Source organism: Clostridioides sp. ES-S-0006-03 (genome assembly GCF_020662275.1).
GTDB lineage: Bacteria > Bacillota > Clostridia > Peptostreptococcales > Peptostreptococcaceae > Clostridioides.
Window position 1 is genome coordinate 169,845 of record NZ_JADGMM010000005.1, and the last position, 19,684, is coordinate 189,528.

The window sequence follows — 19,684 nt, forward strand, 5'->3', positions numbered from 1 at the left end:
GAGCATATTTATATGAGCAGAGTAATTTGGATTGTAATTGATAGTGTTGGAATAGGAGCATTACCTGATGCTGAAAATTTTGGAGACAGTAAGGATGTAAGTACTCTTGGAAATATATTTAAAGAATATCCAGAAATACAAATTCCTAATATGAGAAAATTAGGTATAGGAAATATAGATGGTGTAGATTTTTTTGAAGATGAAAAAGAGCCAATAGGATGCTTTGGAAAATGTAAAGAAATGTCTCAAGGAAAAGATACTACTACTGGTCACTGGGAAATGACTGGGATAATAGTTGATAAACCTTTTAAAACATTTGAACATGGATTTTCAAAAGAAATTATAGAAGAGTTTGAGAAAAAAACTGGAAGAAAAGTAGTAGGAAATAAGCCAGCTTCAGGGACTGTGATAATTGATGAATATGGAGAACATCAAATAAAAACTGGAGATGTAATAGTATATACTTCAGCTGATAGTGTATTTCAAATAGCAGCTAATGAAGAGGTGATTCCACTAGAAGAGTTGTATAGTATGTGTAAAATAGCTAGAGAAATAATGATGGGTGATAATGCAGTGGCTAGAGTAATTGCCAGACCATTTATAGGTAAAAAAACAGGTGAATTTGTTAGAACTTCAAATAGAAGAGATTATTCACTGGACCCATTTGAACCAACTGTACTTGATAATATAAAAGAATCAGGTCTTGAAGTATTAGCTGTTGGAAAAATAGAAGATATTTTTAATGGTAAAGGAATTACAGAAGCTATTCATACTAAAAGTAATATGGATGGAGTAGATGAAACTTTAAAATATATGAAACAAGATAATAAAGGCTTGATATATTCAAACCTTGTTGATTTTGATTCAAAATATGGTCATAGAAGAGACCCAGAAGGATATAAGAAAGCACTTGAAGAGTTTGATAATAGGCTTCCTGAGATAATGAGCAATATGAGGGAAGATGATATTCTTATAATTAATGCAGACCATGGAAATGACCCAACATATAAAGGTACAGACCATACAAGAGAATATATTCCAGTAATGATTTATGGTAGTAAGATTAAAAAAGGATTTAATTTAGGAATAAAAGATACTTTTGCTGATATTGGAGCAACTGTTGCAGATATATTGGATGTAAAACTGCCTAAACATGGAACGAGTTTTAAAAAAGATTTATTTTAAATATTAAATAGAAGATAAATATATAAGCTAATAAAAATTATCTTAATAGAATGAATGGAGGGATTGGAATGTTTGAAAAGATAGAACAAAGTAGTAAATTTATAAATTCTAAAATTAATATAAAGCCTAAAGTTGGTCTAATATTAGGTTCTGGGCTTGGTGATTTAGCAAATGATATAGAAGATTCTGTCATAATTAAATATAGCGAAATTCCAAATTTCCCTGTTTCAACAGTAGAAGGACATGCTGGGCAACTTGTTATTGGAAAGCTTGCAGGAAAAGAAGTAATTGCTATGCAAGGAAGATTTCATTACTATGAAGGTTATTCTCAAAAAGAAGCCACTTTTCCAGTTAGAGTTATGAAAGCTCTTGGAGTCGAAATTATTGTAGTAACTAATGCTGCTGGTGGTGTAAATAAGCAATTTAAACCAGGGGATTTGATGATTATAAGAGACCATATAAATTTTAGTGGTAGTAATCCATTAGTAGGAAAAAATGATGATAGACTTGGAGATAGATTTCCAGATATGTCAGATGCATATTCATGTAAATATATAGATATAGTTAAAGAGTGTGCTAAAGAATACAATATAGATGTAAAAGAAGGTGTATATATGTTCTTTAGTGGACCCAATTATGAAACACCAGCAGAAGTAAGAATGGCTCAAATATTGGGGGCTGATGCAGTTGGAATGTCAACAGTTCCAGAAGTTATAGTAGCAGCACATTCTAATATTGATGTTATTGGTATATCTTGTATAACTAATATGGCTGCTGGTATCTTAAATCAACCATTAAGTCATGAAGAAGTTATACAAACTACTCAAAAAGTCAAATCAGAGTTTTTGAACTTAGTTAAGAGTACAGTTAAGAATTTATAGAGGATTTAAGTAAATTTATTATAAAATAGATAATGTACAATTTGAAAATAATTAATAAGGAGCTGTCTTGATATAGAAAAGTATTTCTAATAAGAGACAGTTTTTTATAATATTATAATATATAAATATGTTTATAAATTTATTTACATTATTACAGGTTAGAATGGAGATTTCAAGTATGAGAATGTATGATATTATAAAAAAAAAGAGAGATAATTTAGAACTTAGCAAAGAAGAGATAAATTACTTTATAGAAAACTATTCTAAAGGAGATATACCTGACTATCAAGCTTCTGCACTATTAATGTCTATTTATTTAAATAAGATGAATAGACAAGAAACTGTATATCTTACAGAGGCAATGATGCACTCTGGTGATATGATAGAGCTTTCAGATATCGAGGGTATAAAAGTAGATAAACACAGTACAGGTGGTGTCGGAGATAAGACTACAATAGCTCTTATTCCTTTAGTTGCTTCATGTGGAGCACCAGTTGCAAAAATGTCTGGAAGAGGTCTCGGACATACTGGAGGAACTATTGATAAATTGGAAGCTATACCAGGTTTTTCTACAGAAATGGATATAAATAAATTTATTGATTCTGTAAACAAGCATAAAATAGCAGTTTGTGGTCAAAGTGCAAAGGTAGCAATTGCAGATAAAAAAATCTATGCTCTTAGGGATGTTACAGCAACTGTAGACAATATATCATTGATAGCATCTAGTGTAATGTCTAAAAAGCTAGCTTCCGGAGCTGATGCAATCGTATTAGATGTGAAAACTGGAAATGGGGCATTTATGAAGACTTTAGAGGAGTCTTTTGAATTGGCAAAAGCTATGGTTGATATAGGTGTTGGTATGAATAAAGATACCATAGGAATTGTGACAGATATGGATGAACCTCTAGGCTTTGCTGTTGGGAACTCTTTAGAGGTTATAGAAGCAATTGAAACCTTAAAAGGAAATGGACCAAAAGACCTTGTTGAATTATGTGAAGTTTTAGGAGCATATATGCTGGTTTTAGCAAAAGTTGCATGTAACTTTAATGATGGTATTGAAAAGATACAAGAATCAATAAAATCTGGTAGAGCTATAGATAAACTTAAAGAGTTCATAGAAAATCAAGGTGGAAATAAAGATATAGTTGATGATTATTCTCTATTTAAAGAATCAAAGTATAAGTATCCAATCAAATCAGATAAATCTGGGTATATAAGTAAGATTAAGGCAGAAGATATAGGCATATCAGCTATGATTCTTGGAGCTGGTAGAGAAACTAAAGATGATATTTTAGATTTATCAGCAGGAATAATTTTAGAAAAAAAAGTTGGAGATTATGTAAAAAAGGGTGAAGTTTTAGCACATATGCACTATGATGATGAGAAAAAACTTACATTAGCAAAGGATAGATTCGTCAATTCATATTCTATTGTAGATGAAGAAATAGAAAAAAATAAATTAGTATATGGTATTGTAACTAAAGATGAAATTAAAAAATTTTAGAAAAAGTGATTATAAAAAGCCTAACATGTTAAAAATAGTGTTAGGTTTTTTATTTTTTTGAAAAGTTTGAGAAGTATTAAATATATAATAATAAAAATATATTTTAAAGTATTTTTTTATAATATAAATAAGTTTATTCGACAAGATGATTGAAAATTACAGTGCTTAGTTTTATAATAGAAAATGGACAAATATACATAAGGAGTAGATTATATTATGAATTTTAAAAAAAATAGATTGAAAATAGTAGCATTAATAGTTGTTATTTTAATTGTTGTGGTAGGTATATTTGTGTCTATGCAAATAGGTCCTTATGACAAAAATAACAAAGAAGATGTAATTATTGACATTCCAAGTGGAGCATCAGTTGGAAAAATATCTGACACACTATATGAAAATAAATTAATAAAAAATGAATTATTGTTTAAATTGATAGTAAAAATAAGTAATAAGGCACCATCTATAAAATCAGGAACATATTTACTTAATCAATCGTATTCAAATAATGATATAATAAGCCTTTTAGCTTCAGGAAAAATATATCATGATGGTGTAAAAGTAACTATTCCAGAAGGGTCTACATCTAAAGAAATTATATCAATATTAGTAAATAAAAACTTAGGAGATAAAACTACCTTTGAAAATCTAATAAAAAAACCTCAAGAGTTTTATGACAAGTTTACATTCTTAAAAGAAGATGGAATAACTTCTTTAGAGGGATTTTTGTATCCAGAAACATATTATTTTAATTCAAAGAAACAATCAGAGGAAGATATTTTAAATGAAATGTTAAACGTATTTGATAGTAAATATACAGACAAATTTAAAAAGAAACAAAAAGAATCAAAGATGACTCTTCAAGAAGTAATGGAGATGGCTTCAATAATTGAAAAAGAAGCTGTACTTGATAAAGATAGACCAATAATTGCAAGTGTATTTTACAATAGACTTAAAGTAGGTATGCCTCTTCAATCAGATGCAACAATACAATATATATTTGAAGAAAGAAAGAAAATTGTAACTTATAATGATTTAAAAATTGATTCACCATATAATAGTTACAAAAATAAAGGATTACCTCCTACACCAATATCAAATCCTGGTATAAAATCTATTGAGGCAGCACTTTATCCAGATAAAACAGATTACTTGTATTTTGTAGCAAAGATTGATGGAGGAAATAACTATAGTACAAACTATCAAGACCATTTAAAATATGTTAAAGAGTACAAGGAAGCGAGAGATAAACAAGGTAAAGATACAAAAACAACAAATAATGAAAATACCACAAAATAAACAATGATTATAAAAAGTCTAACAGGGTAAGAATAATGTTGGGCTTTTTTATTGAAAATTGTTATTCTTAGATTTATAATAAAGAAAGTGTAAATATACAGAGCAATATGAATTTAAAAAATAATAAATTAAGACAAAATTTTGATGTTTATTATTTTAGGGAGTGTTTTTATGAGTAATATAGTTAATGACTTGGTTGAAGATTATATAAGAGTAACATTAAAAGAAAAAGAAGGACTTTTAAAAGATTTGGAAATTTATGCTGAAGAAAATAGTGTTCCTATAATACACAAAGAAGTTTCAGACTTGTTAAAAGTTTTATTAAAGATTCAAAAGCCGAAAAGAGTTTTAGAAGTAGGATGTGCAATTGGTTATTCTTCTATTTTCTTTGCAACAATCATAGGAAAAGGTGCAGATATAATAACTGTTGAAAGAAGCGAAAAAATGATAGAAAAAGCAAAAGAAAATATAAAATTAGCTGGATTTGAAAATAACATAACTATACTAGAAGGAGATGCAGAAGAAAAATTGAGTCAAATCCAAGGTGAATTTGACCTTATATTTATAGATGCAGCAAAAGGTCAATACAAGCTATTTTTTGATTTAGTTATAGATAAGCTAAAAGATGGTGGACTATTAGTTTCTGATAATATTTTATATAAAGGAATGGTTGCACATGATGATTTTGTTGTAAGAAGAAAGAAAACCATAGTAAAAAGAATGAGAAATTATTTAGATTATATATGTAATTGTGATTATTTGAGTACATCATTGATACCAATCGGAGATGGTGTGGCATTAAGTTATAAAGAAAGTAAAAGAGGTGACGTAGATGGAATTAAATAAAGTTGAACTTTTAGCTCCAGCAGGTGATTTGGAGAGATTAAAAATAGCTATAACATATGGAGCAGACGCTGTCTATATAGGTGGAGAAATCTTTGGAATGAGGTCTGCTGCAAAAAACTTTAGTAAAGAAGATATGGCAGAAGGTGTAGCTTTTGCACATGAGAGAGGGAAGAAAGTCTTTGTAACAGTAAATATAATACCTCACAATGAAGATTTCCTACAATTAGAAGCTTATTTATTGGAGTTAGAAGAGATAGGAATAGATGCAGTTATAATAGCTGACCCAGGTGTTCTTAGTGTAATTAAAAAAGTAATTCCAAATATGGAAATACATTTAAGTACACAAGCAAATACAACTAATTATCTTAGTGCCAATTTTTGGTATGAACATGGAATAAAAAGAGTTGTAGTGGCAAGAGAATTATCATTTGATGAAATATCTGAAATAAGAGCTAAAACACCTTTAGATATGGATATAGAAGCTTTTATGCATGGAGCTATGTGTATCTCTTACTCAGGAAGATGTTTGATAAGTAATTATATGACTGGAAGAGATGCAAACAAAGGTTCTTGTGCTCAATCTTGCAGATGGCAATATCATTTAGTTGAAGAAAAAAGACCTGGTGAATATTTCCCTATATATGAGGATGAAAGAGGTACATTCTTTTTTAACTCAAAAGATTTGTGTATGATAGAATACATACCAGAATTAATTAAATCTGGTATAACAAGCTTAAAAATAGAAGGAAGAATGAAGACATCGTATTACGTAGCAACAGTTGTAAGAGCATATAGAATGGCAATAGATGAATTTTATAAGGACCCTGAGAACTGGAAATTTAATCCTATGTGGATGGAAGAGTTGAAGAAAGGGAGTCATAGACATTTCACATCAGGTTTTTACTTGAATAAGCCAACAACAGAAGACCAAAATTATCAATCAGCATCATATGTTAGAAACTATGATTTTATAGGTATAGTTAGAGAGACAGAGGATGAAAATGGGCTTATTGTAGTTGAACAGAGAAATAAAATGTGTGTTGGTGATGAAATAGAAGTTATGGGACCTTATAAAGAAACTATGTTTACTAAAATAGAAAAAATGTACAACGAAGAAGGAGAGCCTATAGAATCAGCTCCTCACCCTAGACAGATAGTTAAGTTAAAACTATCTGTAAAAGTTGAGAAAGATTATATGCTTAGAAAAGTTATAGAAGAAAAAGTTGAAGAGTAATAAAATTTAATAAAAATAGTATTAGCCCCTTAGAAATTGTCAATAATGAAATTATCTAAGGGGTGATTTCATGTCAAAAAAAAAGACTCCATTTTTTAAAAAAGTGGGAAAGAGAAGCTGGTATATATTTACTATAATTTTAATAATTTATAGTGGTTTAATATATAGGCTAGTTGATATACAGGTATTAAAAGGTGATAAGTACAAAAAAAATGTTGAATCTCAGAGTGTTGAGAAAGTAGAGTTAAATAGTGGACGAGGCATAATTTATGATAGAAATAATAAGAAACTTACAGATACAAGTAAAGTTCAGATTTTAGTTGTTGAGAAAGAAAAATTAAATAACAACTATAAAATACTGGAACTTGTTAAGAAGGCTACGAAGATGGATGATTTGGAAATATATAAAATTATACAAGAACAATTGGCACATCCTATAATACAAATTCAGACCGAAAATATTGATAAGAGCATGAAAAAACAACTTGAGAAGAATGGTATAATGTTAGAAGAAAAGACTATGCGATATTCACAGGATGGTTTATTATCACATACAATAGGTTATATAAAAGATGATGATAAATCAGGTCAATTGGGGATAGAAAAAAGTATGGATAGTGTGCTTAGAAACTCAAATGAAAAATATATAAGTGCCTTTAAAGCAGGAGATGCGGGAAACGAAAAATCTCTAAATATTTTAAAGGGAAGTGTAAAAACAATTGATGAAAAAGATAAAGATAAACATTTAAAAACTACTATTGATTATGATATTCAAAAAAATTTAGAGCAAATACTAAATAAAGAAGAAAATCCAACAGCAGCAGTGATTTCAGACGTATCTACAGGTGAAATTCTTGCTATGTGTTCTAGACCTAATTTTGACCAAAATAACATAGCAAAGAGTTTAAAGAGTAAAAATGGAGAATTTGAGAATAGAGTCATAAAATCGACATATCCGCCAGGTTCTGTGTTTAAGATGGTAGTGCTATTTTCTGCGCTTGAAAATGGAGTTGTAGATGAGAATTATACCTATAATTGCAAAGGTAAAACTAAAGTTGGAAATAGTAATGAAATATTGCGATGCAATAAACTAGATGGACATGGTCTTCAATCCTTACAGCAAACTTTTTCTAATTCATGTAATCCAGCATTTTTAGATATAGCAATGAAAGTTGGTAAAGAGAAGATATTAAAATCTGCTGAAAAATTACATTTATTTGAAAAGGTTGATATTGGTCTTGATGAAGAACGAATTAGAGAAGCTCCAAAAAATATATCAATACGTAATTTAGCTATAGGTCAAGAAAATATAGAATTTACACCACTCCAAATAAATCAAATGACCCAGATAATAGCTAATAATGGAACATTTGAACCATTATATTTATATAAAAGTCTTGTAAATAATGATATGGAGACAGTAAAAACCTATAAGTCTTCAAAAAAAGAAGAAATTATTTCTCCTTATGTATGCACACAAGTAAAAGAAATTATGAAATCTGTTTCTAAAGTTGGAACAGCTAAAGTCCTAAAGGATTTAGAAGGAGGATGTGGGGTAAAAACTGGTACAGCTCAAAGTAGTCTGAATAAAAAGCCAATAGATCATGGTTGGATAACTGGATTTTATCCAGAGAAAAGACCTAAGTATGTAATAACTGTGCTAGTAGAAGGAACTCAAAAGGAAAGTAAATCAGCAATACCTATATTTAAAGAAATATGTGAAAGTATAAAATAAAGTCATGTATTATAAAATTTAAGGATATATCGTAATTTTAATTTTTAGGCAAGTTGTTTTGTCTAATGTTATACGATATATCCTTCTAAAAATATAATATTAATTTTCTTGAACAAGCTCTTTTTCTAGTTTTTTAAGAGCTTTTTTTTCGATTCTGGACACATATGATCTAGAGATATCAAGTCTTTGTGCTATTTCTCTTTGAGTTTTATACCCATAAGGAGTTAACCCGTATCTTAACTGGACAATTTCTCTTTCTCTAGGAGTAAGGATTTTGTTAAGTTGTTCATATAGTTTTCCAACTTGAACTTTTAACTCAACTTCGTCAAGAACATAGTTGACATCTGTACCAAGTATATCCAAAAGACTTATTTCATTACCTTCTTTATCTGTTCCGATAGGGTCTTGTAGAGATACTTGTGATTTGTTTTTTTTGTTAGATCTGATATTCATTAAAATTTCATTTTCAATACATCTAGAAGCGTATGTTGCCAATCGAGTTCCTTTATCTATATTATAAGTTTCTATAGCTTTTATTAATCCTATTGTACCTATAGATATTAAATCATCTTGATCCTCTGTCGAATTGTTATATTTTTTTGCGATATAAGCTACTAATCTCATGTTTCTTTCAATCAATATATCTTTTGCACTTTTATCATTTTCTATTTTAAATTTAGTTAAATACTCAATCTCTTCTTCAGGGGTTAAGGGTTTTTCAAAAGATTTAAGCGCTGCCAATAAGTCACCCCCCTTTTTAACGGTCACTTTAAATTATATGAAGGAGACTTATCCAAGTTGACTGTTATTCAATAAAATAATATGTATACTGTTAGAATTTAAAACATATATTTACAAACTTTTGGCTGTAATATAACATTAAAAAGAAGAATTTAAGTTTGATTTTTTGTTGAATATATAAAAAATAAGACGGATAAATTATTAGTTTATTTGGTATAAATTGAATTTTAGATGTCAATAAATAAAAGGGAGAAAGATATGATTATAAATAGCGAAACAAAGCTTATATGTCTTTTAGGACATCCAGTGAAACAAAGTTTTTCACCAATCATGCATAATTACTTATTTGAAAAATACAAACAAAATAATGTTTATGTATGCTTTGATGTAGAGTCAAAAGACTTATGGAAAACAGTAGAGTCCATAAAAAGTATGGGTGTAGAGGGTTGTAATGTGACAATACCTCATAAGGTAAATATAATTAAATACTTGGATTATATTGATTACAAAGCAAAATTAGTTGGAGCAGTTAATACGATTAAGAATGAAGGAGGTAGATTAAAAGGATATAATACTGATGGAGTTGGATTTGTAAAAGCTGTAATTGAAAATGGGTTTGACCTAAAAGACAAAAAGGTCATGATATTAGGTTGTGGAGGTTCGTGTAGAAGTATTGCTATTGAACTTGCATTTAACAATGTAAAATCTATAGAAATAAGAAATAGAAGTATAGATAAAGCAAGGGAAATATCAAATATAATAAAATCCAGTTTTAAATTAGATGTAGTCTATAGCACTAAAGAAGTTGATAAAAATGATTTAAGCAAAATTGATATACTTATAAATACTACACCAATAGGTATGGGGAATAACTTATGTCCAATAGATGAATCATTGATTCCAAGCAAAAAAATACTAGTATGTGATATAGTATACAAGCCTCATGAAACAAGCCTTATAAAATGGGCGAGAAAATACAATTTAGATGTTATATTTGGAATTGATATGTTAATAAATCAAGGTCTAAGTGCATTTTGTATATGGACTGGAATAAAGTTAGATAGTAATGAAAATAGTTGTATAAAAGAGCTTTATGAAAAGAATTTATAACTAAATCCTTAAGATTTAATCTATAGAATAAAAATATTAATGAGAGGTTTTTTATTATTGAAAACGAAAAAGAATGGTTTTATATCAATTGAATGTATAATGAGTATCGCCATATTATATGTAGCTGTGTATTTGGTATCTACATCTTTATATAACTGCTATAGTTTTATTAGTAAAAATGTATCCAATAGAGAAATGTTAAATATTGCAAAGAAATACTTGGAAGATGAGAAATATAAAATAAAAAATAATGAATATCAATTGACTGAGGATGAAATAAATAAAAACTACATAAAAGGTTATGAGATAAATAGCACAGTGAAACAAATTTTAAACTATTATCAATGTTATGAGATAAATATGGAAATTAAGAGTGATTTAAAACAATTAAGATTTAAGAGTTATGTTACGAAATAATAAAGGTTCTATATTAATAATAACATTGATAATATTTTCTATTATAAGCACTGTATGTATTATGTGTATAGGTTTAATTTATAGTAATGATAACTTATTTGAATTAGAATATAAAGATGCTAAGTTAAGGGAAGTTTCTTTAAGTGGTATAGAAATATCAATAAGTAATGTTCTTTGCTGTGTGGAAGAAGCTATTAATATATCTAATAATGAAGAAGAATTTAGAGACTATTTCTTAGGAAATAATATGATTGATTGTATAAAAAAAATAAAAGATATATCTTATAGTAATTTAGAAGAAGTTCATTTAAAAATAGAAAACAATACTATATATGACAAAGGAGATTTTTTTGAATTTGACATAACAAGTACAGCTAGAGAGAAAGACTTTTTAAAAGTAATAAAAGTGAGCGTGAAAATTAAAAATCCATGGGTAGGAGTTGATATTAAAGATTATACAGAGGCTGATTATAGTGATAAAGATTTTATTGAAACATCTGATGAGTCTAAATCGTTTGACCAAATAGAACTTTCAACTATATTTGAGACTGACAGTAAAGATTTTGATAATCAAAACACTAATGGAGAAGAAGAAATCGACCAAGAGATAATAGAAAATATAAAAAAGAACTTTGATGAAAAAAACTTAGTATATATATATAAGTATAGGGGTGTATAACTTTGAAAAAAGAAGGAATGTGACTGTAATAGAATTAGTAGTATCCATAAGTATAATACTATTGATAACTACAATATGTTTTCCAAAAGATAATCTTGAAAATCATAAAATAAATTTATTTGCACGTCAACTTTGTTCAGATATAAGGTATGTTAGACGAATTAATATGTTTAGCAACTACAATACATATATATACTATATAAAACAAAAGGAACAAGAAGGATATGTATTGAGAAAAGATGGCAAAGATGTTAAATCCATAGTACTGCCTAGAAATGTAAGAATCGCAAGAAGTATTGAAACTATAAAATTTAAATCTGATGGCTCACCTCAAAGAGCAACTACAATAGAGATATATAATGGTAGATTAAATAAAACTATAACAATAACACCTGTAAGTGGAAGAGTACTTTTGAAAGAGGGAAAATATGAAACGTAAATGTGGATATTTACTTTTAGAAAGTGCAGTATCTTTAACTGTAATTGTAGTACTGGTGATAACTTTATATTCTATATTTATACTTACAATGAATTTAAAAGTTAAAATAGAAGATAAAATGGAGTTACAACAACAAAGTATTGAAATTACAAAATCTATAGAAGGAATCATTGGTAATTCTAAGGGTATAATAAACTTATCTTCTAATGATGAAGGTTTAAAAAAAATGACATCCATAAAATGTAGATATATAGATGAAAATACAACTTATAATGAAGCATATACAAGCAACAAAGAAATTATATTAAATGAGAGACGAAATAAGTTGTTTGTAAATTCTTTAAATGGTGAAAGTAGTCAAGCTGGTGGATATGAAATTGGTGATTATGTAGATGAAATGTATGTCTCAATGTCTAATAATGGAGAATATATTAATATAATCTTGAAATTATCAAAACGTAATCAAAGATATGAAACTGAGTTTAAAGTAAAAATATGGAATTTTATTAAAAATGTATAATTTTAAGTAACAGTATAATTTTTAGGTAACAGTATTATTAATGAAGAAAAATGTTTTAAATTTTCATAAAAGTTATTCTGTAAAAATCTAAAAAATTATGTTTATCCATTGTTTTTAAATAAAAAGTAATGAGTAATAGTGGAAAGTATAGTTGTAGAGATAAATAATATCAACATATAAAATGTATAAAGTGTGATTATAGATGTAAATAATAAAAATATAGGATAAGTAATCTGCCAAATACTTGTTTATATTGTATAACTTATGATATTATGATATTAGTAAAAATTTGTAATCCTGACTTGACAGAATTCAAGTAAGAGATATAATTTTAAAGGCATAGTAATGTAAAATTTACTAAAAAATAAGAAATTTATTTTAATATGGAGGAACAAAAAATGGTATCAGCAGGTGATTTTAGAAAAGGTGTTACATTTGAAAAAGATGGACAACCATGTTTAGTAGTTGATTTTCAACACGTTAAGCCAGGTAAAGGAGCTGCTTTCGTTAGAACTAAATACAGAAATTTAAAAACAGGAGCTATAAGAGAAGAAAGTTTTAATCCAAGTGAAAAATTCCCTAAAGCTGTAATAGATACAAGACAAATGCAATATCTATACAATGATGGTGAGTTATATTATTTTATGGACCAAGAAAATTTTGAACAAATACCATTAAACTATGATCAAGTTGAAGATGCAATTAAATTCTTAAAAGAAAATGAAGTTGCTACAATAAGATTTTATCAAGGACAACCATTCCAAGTGGAAGCTCCGAACTTTGCAGAGTTAGAAGTTGTAGATACAGAGCCAGGAATAAAGGGTGATACAGCAAGTAATGTAACTAAAGCAGCTACAGTTGAAACTGGTGCAGTTGTTCAAGTTCCATTATTTATAAATACTGGAGATAAAGTAAAGATAGATACTAGAACAGGTGAATATTTATCAAGAGTATAAAAATTTATGTATATAAAAGCTTATATGTCTTAATAATATAAGATATATGAGCTTTTAGTTTATATATTAAAAAGAAAGCGAGGGGTGTTACATGAAACATTTATATGAAGAAGTTGCATACTTAAAAGGTTTAGCAGAAGGTTTAGAAATAAGCACTGAAAGTAAAGAAGGGAAAATGATACATAAAATAGTTGATGCATTAGAAGTATTTGCAGAAGCTATTGTAACATTGGATGAAGAACAGGAAGAACTTCAAGATTTTGTTGAATCTATAGACGAAGATTTAGCAGATTTAGAAGAAGATATTGCTGACATGGAAGATGACCTTTACGAAGAAGATGAAGAAAATGATGACGATGAGGACTTCAGCTATATAGAAATGGAATGCCCAAATTGTGGAGAATTAGTAGAAATAGACGAAGATTTATTATATGATGATGACGTAGATGTTGTTTGTCCTGATTGTAAGGCTGTAATATTATCATCAGAAGATGATTATGATGATGATGATTGTACATGTGGTGGTTGTTCGAATTGTGATGATAGAGAATAAAAATTCATAAGAAATAAAACTGCCTATGATGCCTATGAGATATTTTGTTTCATAGGTAGTTTTATTTTTATGAGGACAAGTATTTTAGATTTTGGTTTTGCAATAGTTGCACAAAAATAGTACACTAGAATTTATAGAATAGGATTTTGGAGGGATGTAATAATGAAGATAAGTAAAAAATTACTAGATAATATACAAAGATTTGAAGATGTTATAAATTATAAATTTAAAAATAAAGAATATATACTAGAAGCTCTTACACATAGTTCATATTCTAATGAAAATAAGAGATATAATTTTAATGAAAGATTAGAATTTTTAGGAGATTCAGTTTTAGGCATAGTGATAAGTGATTATTTATTTAATGAAGAATCTAATCTGCCCGAAGGGGAATTGACTAAGCTTAGAGCAAATATAGTTTGTGAGGATTCATTAAGTGAAGTTGCAAATGATATAAATTTAGGGGTTCATATGTTACTGGGTAGAGGTGAAGAAGCTACTGGAGGTAGACATAGAACTTCAATATTAGCAGATGCATTTGAGGCTGTAATAGCAGCAATATATCTTGATGGAGGATTTGAAAGTGCAAGACAATTTATATTACACCATATGGAAAATATAATTTACGATTCAAGAAAGGGAAATATATTTAGAGACTATAAAACACATCTTCAAGAAGTATTACAAGGAAATGGAGAAAATAATATTTGGTATAGGCTTATAGAAGAAAAAGGACCAGACCATAATAAAAGGTTTGTTATGGAAGTGGGAATTAATGAAGGTGTTTTGGGGATAGGAGAAGGTAAAAGTAAAAAAGAAGCAGAACAATTGGCTGCTAAAGTAGCTTTAAAGAAAAAATTATGGGAAAAATAAATATAATATGTAAAAATATAAAAAGAAATATTTAGATTAGAAGGATGTTGTAGATGAAAAAGAGAATTATACCTATATTTGTTCCTCACAAAGGTTGTCCTCATGATTGTATATTTTGTAATCAAAAAAAAATAACAGGTGTGAGTACTGATGTTACTAGTGAAGATGCAAGAAATATAATTGAAGAATGTCTAAAGACTATAGATAAGGATGCTGATGTAGAAATAGCATTTTTTGGTGGAAGTTTTACTGCTATAGATGTAGATATACAAAAAAGTTTATTAGCTGTTGCCAAAGAATATGTAGAAAAAGGTTTTATAAAAGATATTAGAATGTCCACAAGGCCAGATTGTATTAGTGAAGAAATATTGGAAATGTTAAAAGAATATAAGACAAGTATAATAGAGCTTGGAGTACAATCCTTAGATGAAAAAGTATTGTTAGATAGTATTAGAGGTCATCAGTCAGAAATTGTATATAAGAGTTCAAAGTTGATAAAAAATAGTGGAATTAAACTTGGTTTACAAATGATGGTTGGGCTTCCAGCTGATACAGAAGAAAAATGCATATTTACAGCCAAAAAATTTGTAGAGCTTAGACCAGATTGTGTAAGAATTTATCCAACTTTAGTGGTAAAAGAGACTGGTCTGGAAAAATTGATGGAGCAAAACGAATATAAGCCATTTACACTTGACGAGAGTATAAGAATAGTAAAAAAAGTACTTGTATTATTTTATGTTAATGATATAAATGTAATAAGAGTCGGGCTTCAAGCTACTGATGATATACAAATGGGAAAAGCTGTCTTAGCGGGTCCATATCACCCTGCTTTTAGAGAATTAGTAGAAGCTGAGATGATAAAAGATTATTTAGAATTTCTTATTTTACAAAATAAAAATATAAATAACGTGTTGGTGAAGTCTAATAAAAAGAATATTTCTAAAATAATAGGAAATAAAAAAACAAATATTAAATATATGAAAGAAAATTTTGGTGTGATTTTAAAAACACAAGAATCAGATTTAGATATAAATCAATTAGAAATTGTGTTAGATGGGAAAAGTTTAATTATTGCTAATATGAGAGACATCCATAGAAAATTGTATGACATTTATAACCTTTAGTTTTAACAATGAAGGGAGAGAAACGATTTGTATTTAAAGAGACTAGAGTTAAAGGGATTTAAATCCTTTCCAGTAAAGACAGATATTATTTTTAAAGAAGGAATAACAGCGATAGTAGGACCAAATGGAAGTGGAAAAAGTAACATATCTGATGCCGTAAGATGGGTATTAGGAGAACAAAGTATCAAAAGTCTTAGAGGAGACAAACTTGAAGATGTAATATTTGCAGGTACAGATACAAAAAAACCCATGAATTACTGTGAAGTAGCTCTTACTATTGACAATTCTGAGAATCAATTAGAATTAGACTTTACAGAAGTGACTATAAGAAGAAGAGCTTATAGAAATGGAGAAAGTGAATTTTTTCTAAATAATAAGAGTTGCAGATTAAAGGATATAAAAGAAGTCTTTTTAGATACTGGTATTGGAAAAGATGGTTATTCAATCATAGAGCAAGGAAAAGTAGATGAAATATTGAGTAATAATCCTTTAAGTAGAAGAAAAGTTTTTGATGAAGCTTGTGGTATATCAAAATATAGATATAAAAAACAGGAAGCAGAAAGAAATTTAAGTAATACAAAAGAAAATTTAGAAAGAATAGATGATATATATATAGAAATTGAAAATCAATTAAAACCTCTTTTTAATCAACAAACAAAAGCAAAAAAGTATTTAGAAATAAGTGAAAAATTAAAAATATTAGAAGTCAATAATTTTATAAGAGAAATTGAAGGAATAGAAAAAGAACTGAGTGAAGTTGATGAGCATAGTAAAGTTCTTGAAAAAGAACTTAAAGAAAAAGAAGAACAAAAAAATGTTGTAGAGAAAAAACAAGAAGATGTTGATAAGGAGATAGAGGTACTACAAGATGTAATTGAAAAATCTGTAGATTATATAAATTCAATTAAAGGTGTTATATCAAAAAAAGAGTCACAGATAAATTTAATTAAAGAAAGAATAAAAAACTTTACAAATGAAATTCATAGAAAAAATTCTGAAATAAACAATATAAAAGAAAAGCTAAATGAAAATAAGGTATACATAAAAGAATTAGAAAGTAATAAGTCTTCAAATAGCGAAGAGTTATCGATATTACAAGAGAATATAAAAAAGTTAGAATCTAGTAAAGAAAATCAAAGGATGAAGTTGGAATCTTTAAATAATGATATAGAATTATTTAAAGAAAATATAATAGATATATTAAATAAGAAGCAAGAATTTAGTAATAAGTTATCTGCTTTAAATGCAAATAAAGAAAATATGAATATCAGAGATGAAAACATAAACTCAGAAATAGCAGAGTTAAACCAAAATGTCCAAACAAAATCTTCTGAATTAGATAGTATAAATAAAGAATTTAATATGAAAAAAGAAAATTTAAACAATGTGAATAACAGAAATAAAAAATTAACTGCTGATTTACAATATTCTATTAATGAACTCAATAAGGTAGAAGATGAAATACAGAAAAGTAAATACAATCTAAATGGATATAACTCAAAGTTAAATGTTTATATAGATATGGAAAATCATTATGAGGGATTTAATAGAGGTGTAAAAGAAGTATTAAAAAATAAGGATTTAAGAGGTATTCATGGAGCGCTAGGACAGATTATAAATGTTCCTGAAAAATATGAGAAATCCGTAGAAGCAGCACTTGGTGCTTATATGCAAAATATAATAACTGATGATGAGTTTAGTGCTAAATCTGCAATAAACTATTTAAAGAAGAATAATTTAGGAAGAGTAACATTTCTGCCATTAAATATAATTAAATCAAATAAAATAAGTTTGGGAAATTTAAAAGCAAATACTAAATTTATAGGAATAGCAAGTGATTTAATTACGTTTGATGAAAAATATAGAAATATAATTGAAAATATACTTGGAAGAACGATATTTATAAATAATATAGATGAGGGGATAAAATTTGCAAAAGAAACTGGTCATAGATTTAAAATAGTAACTTTAGATGGTGAAATCTTAAATCCAGGAGGTTCTTTAACAGGAGGTAGTTTAAAAACTAACGGAAATATATTATCAAGAAAAAGATTTATTAACGAATATACAGAAAAAATAAATGATGTTAAGGTTGAGATTTCAGGTCTAGAAATTACAAAAGAATCTCTAAATAAAAATATAAAAAATATAAAAAGTGAAATTGACTTAGTTGAAAATGAAGTAAAAGATTTAGAAAAAAGTATTATAATAAAGAGTACAAGTATAGAAAATATCGAATCTGAGATTGAATCTTTAAAATCTAGCATTACTAGATTAAATAATGAGAAAAGTGATTTGGGTTCTAACTTGAATTATACTCTCGAAAAAAGTGACATTGTTAAAAAAGAGATGGAAGCACTAGAAAATACATACAATCAAAATAAAGAAAAAATTGATATATTAAGTGATGAAATAAAAAAATATAATGATTTGTATGATAAAGAAAAATCTGAATTTGATGAATTAAACCTAACTTTAGTAAAGAAAACAGAAGCTTATAATAGTATAGTTAGAGATATAAAAAGAATATCTGGTGAAAATTGTGAGTTAGAAGAAAAAACCAAACAATTAGATGAATCATTAAATTATGAAGAACAAGAAATAGTTAAGTTACAAGACTCTATAGCTATTGAAGAAAAAGAAAAAGAAAACTTAATTAAGCAATTAGGGGACAGCAATAGAAATCTTGAAACTAGAAAAATAGCTAAAGATGACTTGAAAAATAACTTTGATGAAATTGGTAAAGAGTTAAAAATTATAGATAGACAACATATAGAACTTAAAGAAAGTTTATTTAAGGTTGGTGGAAGATTAGAAAGATTAAAAACTAGTCAAGACACATATATAAATAAGTTATTTGAACAATATGAAATGACTTTAGTACAAGCATTGGAAATCAAAGATGAAAATCTAGAGATAGATAGAAAATTCTTAGAAAATTTAAAGAGAGAAATAAGAAGTCTTGGGAATATAAATATAGATTCTATCAAAGAATATGAAGAAATAAAAGAAAGATATGATTTTTATAGTGAACAAAAACAAGATTTAGAAGAATCTATGGAGGAAATAGAAAAACTTATACATACATTAGAAGAAAATATGAAATCTGAATTTGAGGTTAAATTTGAAGAAATAAGTAAAAACTTTAAGTATGTGTACAAAAGACTATTTGGTGGTGGATGTGGAGAATTAACTATTTTAGATAAAGAAAATTTATTAGAAAGTGATATACTAATAACAGCTCAACCACCTGGTAAAAAAATGAAAAATTTAAATCTACTGTCTGGTGGAGAAAAAGCTCTAACTGCAATAAGCATATTATTTGCAATATTAATTACAAAACCAACACCATTTTGCATATTAGATGAAATTGAGGCTCCACTTGATGATGCAAATATATTCAGATTTGGAGAATTTTTAAAAGATTTATCTAAAGAGACACAATTTATATCAGTAACTCATAGGAGAGGAACTATGGAAGCTGCTGATTATATATATGGGGTTACAATGCAAGAAAAAGCTATTTCAAAAGTTATTAGTTTAAAACTAAAAGAAGCTCAAGAGATAACTGATATTATATAACTTAGATTG

At 27.4% G+C, this 19,684-nt stretch carries 18 protein-coding genes; 17 read left to right on the forward strand and 1 reads right to left on the reverse strand.

Annotation, left to right across the window (positions count from 1 at the left end):
- The first annotated feature begins 12 nt into the window (after positions 1-12).
- The 7 genes from IR151_RS08785 (at position 13) to IR151_RS08815 (ending at position 8,681) form a co-directional block, all read left to right on the forward strand.
- On the forward strand, positions 13-1,185 hold the full coding sequence (locus IR151_RS08785; RefSeq protein ID WP_227434143.1) for a phosphopentomutase: 1,173 nt from the start codon (positions 13-15) through the stop codon (positions 1,183-1,185).
- Between the two features lie 68 nt (positions 1,186-1,253).
- Positions 1,254-2,066, forward strand: a complete 813-nt coding sequence (locus IR151_RS08790) for a purine-nucleoside phosphorylase (RefSeq protein WP_227434144.1) — start codon at positions 1,254-1,256, stop codon at positions 2,064-2,066.
- Between the two features lie 178 nt (positions 2,067-2,244).
- The gene (locus tag IR151_RS08795) at positions 2,245-3,570 is read left to right on the forward strand and encodes a pyrimidine-nucleoside phosphorylase (RefSeq protein ID WP_227434145.1); all 1,326 of its coding nucleotides are present in this window, start codon (positions 2,245-2,247) and stop codon (positions 3,568-3,570) included.
- 216 nt (positions 3,571-3,786) lie between these two features.
- Positions 3,787-4,866 (forward strand): endolytic transglycosylase MltG, encoded by a 1,080-nt coding sequence (mltG, locus tag IR151_RS08800; RefSeq protein WP_227434146.1) that lies wholly within the window; start codon positions 3,787-3,789, stop codon positions 4,864-4,866.
- A 171-nt stretch (positions 4,867-5,037) separates the two neighbouring features.
- Complete coding sequence (locus IR151_RS08805; protein ID WP_227434147.1) at positions 5,038-5,712, forward strand: O-methyltransferase; 675 nt, start codon at positions 5,038-5,040, stop codon at positions 5,710-5,712.
- Positions 5,699-6,946, forward strand: coding sequence for a peptidase U32 family protein (locus IR151_RS08810; RefSeq protein ID WP_227434148.1), 1,248 nt, complete (start codon positions 5,699-5,701; stop codon positions 6,944-6,946). Before IR151_RS08805 ends, IR151_RS08810 begins: the two co-directional genes overlap by 14 nt.
- 70 nt (positions 6,947-7,016) lie before the next feature.
- Positions 7,017-8,681, forward strand: coding sequence for a peptidoglycan D,D-transpeptidase FtsI family protein (locus tag IR151_RS08815; protein ID WP_227434149.1), 1,665 nt, complete (start codon positions 7,017-7,019; stop codon positions 8,679-8,681).
- A gap of 99 nt (positions 8,682-8,780) precedes the next feature.
- On the opposite strand, the gene sigK is transcribed toward IR151_RS08815, so the two are convergent.
- On the reverse strand, positions 8,781-9,422 hold the full coding sequence (gene sigK / locus IR151_RS08820; protein WP_227434150.1) for an RNA polymerase sporulation sigma factor SigK: 642 nt from the start codon (positions 9,420-9,422) through the stop codon (positions 8,781-8,783).
- Between the two features lie 258 nt (positions 9,423-9,680).
- Here sigK and aroE point away from each other — a divergent pair, with 258 nt between their 5' ends.
- From aroE to smc, 10 genes are all read left to right on the forward strand, one after another.
- Positions 9,681-10,532, forward strand: a complete 852-nt coding sequence (aroE, locus tag IR151_RS08825) for a shikimate dehydrogenase (protein ID WP_227434151.1) — start codon at positions 9,681-9,683, stop codon at positions 10,530-10,532.
- 57 nt (positions 10,533-10,589) lie between these two features.
- Positions 10,590-10,949 carry a hypothetical protein gene (locus IR151_RS08830; protein ID WP_227434152.1) on the forward strand — a complete coding sequence of 120 codons (360 nt, stop codon included), beginning with the start codon at positions 10,590-10,592 and terminating at the stop codon, positions 10,947-10,949.
- Positions 10,936-11,628 carry a hypothetical protein gene (locus IR151_RS08835; RefSeq protein WP_227434153.1) on the forward strand — a complete coding sequence of 231 codons (693 nt, stop codon included), beginning with the start codon at positions 10,936-10,938 and terminating at the stop codon, positions 11,626-11,628. Before IR151_RS08830 ends, IR151_RS08835 begins: the two co-directional genes overlap by 14 nt.
- A gap of 19 nt (positions 11,629-11,647) precedes the next feature.
- Positions 11,648-12,067: a hypothetical protein gene (locus IR151_RS08840; RefSeq protein WP_227434154.1), complete on the forward strand. Its 420-nt coding sequence runs from the start codon at positions 11,648-11,650 to the stop codon at positions 12,065-12,067.
- Entirely contained in the window at positions 12,057-12,587 is a 531-nt protein-coding gene (locus IR151_RS08845) for a hypothetical protein (RefSeq protein WP_227434155.1), read from the forward strand. Before IR151_RS08840 ends, IR151_RS08845 begins: the two co-directional genes overlap by 11 nt.
- Positions 12,588-12,985: 398 nt before the next feature.
- Entirely contained in the window at positions 12,986-13,543 is a 558-nt protein-coding gene (efp, locus tag IR151_RS08850) for an elongation factor P (RefSeq protein WP_227434156.1), read from the forward strand.
- Between the two features lie 91 nt (positions 13,544-13,634).
- Positions 13,635-14,096, forward strand: coding sequence for a CD1247 N-terminal domain-containing protein (locus tag IR151_RS08855; protein ID WP_227434157.1), 462 nt, complete (start codon positions 13,635-13,637; stop codon positions 14,094-14,096).
- 162 nt (positions 14,097-14,258) lie between these two features.
- Positions 14,259-14,969, forward strand: a complete 711-nt coding sequence (rnc, locus tag IR151_RS08860; protein ID WP_227434158.1) for a ribonuclease III — start codon at positions 14,259-14,261, stop codon at positions 14,967-14,969.
- A 53-nt stretch (positions 14,970-15,022) separates the two neighbouring features.
- Entirely contained in the window at positions 15,023-16,093 is a 1,071-nt protein-coding gene (locus tag IR151_RS08865) for an elongator complex protein 3 (RefSeq protein ID WP_227434159.1), read from the forward strand.
- 27 nt (positions 16,094-16,120) lie between these two features.
- Positions 16,121-19,675, forward strand: a complete 3,555-nt coding sequence (gene smc, locus IR151_RS08870) for a chromosome segregation protein SMC (RefSeq protein WP_227434160.1) — start codon at positions 16,121-16,123, stop codon at positions 19,673-19,675.
- Positions 19,676-19,684 lie beyond the last annotated feature (9 nt).